Annotated in this window: 2 rRNA genes (1 of these 2 only partly in view); both read left to right on the top strand. The window is 48.6% G+C overall.

Annotation, left to right across the window (positions count from 1 at the left end):
* Window positions 1-63 (top strand): 16S ribosomal RNA (locus ABD814_RS09350); the annotation flags it as partial.
* Window positions 64-538: 475 nt separating this feature from the next.
* A 23S ribosomal RNA gene (locus ABD814_RS09345) occupies window positions 539-2,393 on the top strand (it continues 1,046 nt past the right edge of the window).

Below are 2,393 nucleotides of genomic sequence, written 5' to 3'. Positions count from 1 at the left end.
ATGATTGGGGTGAAGTCGTAACAAGGTAGCCGTATCGGAAGGTGCGGCTGGATCACCTCCTTTCTAAGGAAAATCAGGAGGCGTAGATGCCTTGAACATCGACGTACAGATTGGAGAAGGACTGACGAGATAAAGGAAATACGATGAGCGTAAGCGAATCGATATTGACTTTCACCCTAACGGGCATAAGTGCGACTAAGCCTCTGGCAAAGCCAGACGGCAAGTCTTCTTTATCGTAGGAAGGCATTCGAAATCTGCTAGTCGATAGGCATCGGAGCTAGACTGAGACTAGGAACAGCTCATTTGAGCTGACTTAACGGTTGTGTTGTTTGGTTCAGTTTTGAGGGATCAATTCTCTCTATCATAGGATGAACATGATCCTATTCACATGTACCTTGAAAACTAGATAAGAAGAAACAGGCTGTGAACCATTCTTTTAAAAGGATGATCACAGAACTGTATGACAAGACATCAAATCAAACTTTTAAACAAGTAAGACCGAAAGTCTTTTTTACTTTGAAGTAGAAAAGCAAGCGTTAGTTAAGTAAGAAAGAGCGCACGGTGGATGCCTTGGCACTAGGAGCCGACGAAGGACGGGACGAACACCGATATGTCTCGGGGAGCTGTACGTAAGCATTGATCCGGGAATTTCCGAATGGGGGAACCCACCACTCGTAATGGAGTGGTACATTTAACTGAATCCATAGGTTAAATGAGGCAGACCTGGGGAACTGAAACATCTAAGTACCCAGAGGAAGAGAAAGCAAATGCGATTTCCTAAGTAGCGGCGAGCGAAACGGAATTAGCCCAAACCAAGAAGCTTGCTTCTTGGGGTTGTAGGACACATCATTAGGAGTTAGAAAGTGACGATTTACACGAAGCGACCTGGAAAGGTCCGCGATACAAGGTAACAGCCCTGTAGTGAAAAGATCATCACCTCCGATGTGGATCCTGAGTACGGCGGAACACGTGAAATTCCGTCGGAATCTGGGAGGACCATCTCCCAAGGCTAAATACTCCCTAGTGACCGATAGTGAACCAGTACCGTGAGGGAAAGGTGAAAAGTACCCCGGAAGGGGAGTGAAAGAGTACCTGAAACCGTGTGCTTACAAGTAGTCGGAGCCCGTTAATGGGTGACGGCGTACCTTTTGTAGAATGGACCGGCGAGTTACGATTTTCTGCAAGGTTAAACCCTTAAAAGGTGAAGCCGCAGCGAAAGCGAGTCTGAAAGAGGCGTATGTAGTAGAAGGTCGTAGACCCGAAACCGTGTGATCTACCCATGTCCAGGGTGAAGGTCAGGTAACACTGACTGGAGGCCCGAACCCACGTATGTTGAAAAATGCGGGGATGAGGTGTGGGTAGGGGTGAAAAGCCAATCGAACACGGAGATAGCTGGTTCTCTCCGAAATAGCTTTAGGGCTAGCCTCAAGATACGTATCCTGGAGGTAGAGCACTGATTGAACGAGGGGCTCTCATCGGGTTACCGAATTCAGTCAAACTCCGAATGCCAGAGATATAAACTTGGGAGTCAGACTATGGGTGATAAGGTTCATAGTCGAGAGGGAAACAACCCAGACCGTCAGCTAAGGTCCCAAAGTATACGTTAAGTGGAAAAGGATGTGGCGTTGCACAGACAACCAGGATGTTGGCTTAGAAGCAGCCACCATTTAAAGAGTGCGTAATAGCTCACTGGTCGAGTGACGCTGCGCCGAAAATGTACCGGGGCTAAACGTATCACCGAAGCTACGGATTGTTCTTTGAACAATGGTAGGAGAGCGTTGTAAGTGCAGTGAAGTCAGACCGAGAGGACTGGTGGAGCGCTTAGAAGTGAGAATGCCGGTATGAGTAGCGAAAAAGAAGTGAGAATCTTCTTCACCGAAAGCCTAAGGTTTCCTGAGGAAGGCTCGTCCACTCAGGGTTAGTCAGGACCTAAGTCGAGGCCGAAAGGCGTAGGCGATGGATGACAGGTTGATATTCCTGTACCACCTCGTGACCGTTACGAGCGAAGGGGGGACGCAGGAGGATAAGAAAAGCGTGCTGATGGATGTGCACGCCCAAGCAGTGAGTGAGTCAGATAGGCAAATCCGTCTGACACCAATCATGAGCTGTGATGGGGAGGGAAATTTTAGTACCGAAGTTTCTGATTCCACACTGCCAAGAAAAGCCTCTAGCCAGGACACAGGTGCCTGTACCGCAAACCGACACAGGTAGGCGAGATGAGAATTCTAAGGTGAGCGGGAGAACTCTCGTTAAGGAACTCGGCAAAATGACCCCGTAACTTCGGGAGAAGGGGTGCTTCTTTTAGAAGAAGCCGCAGTGAATAGGCCCAAGCGACTGTTTAGCAAAAACACAGGTCTCTGCGAAGCCGCAAGGCGAAGTATAGGGGCTGACAC

It is taken from the genome of Amphibacillus indicireducens (genome assembly GCF_039539605.1).
Classification (GTDB): domain Bacteria; phylum Bacillota; class Bacilli; order Bacillales; family Amphibacillaceae; genus Amphibacillus; species Amphibacillus indicireducens.
This window is presented reverse-complemented; position numbering and strand designations above follow the sequence as displayed.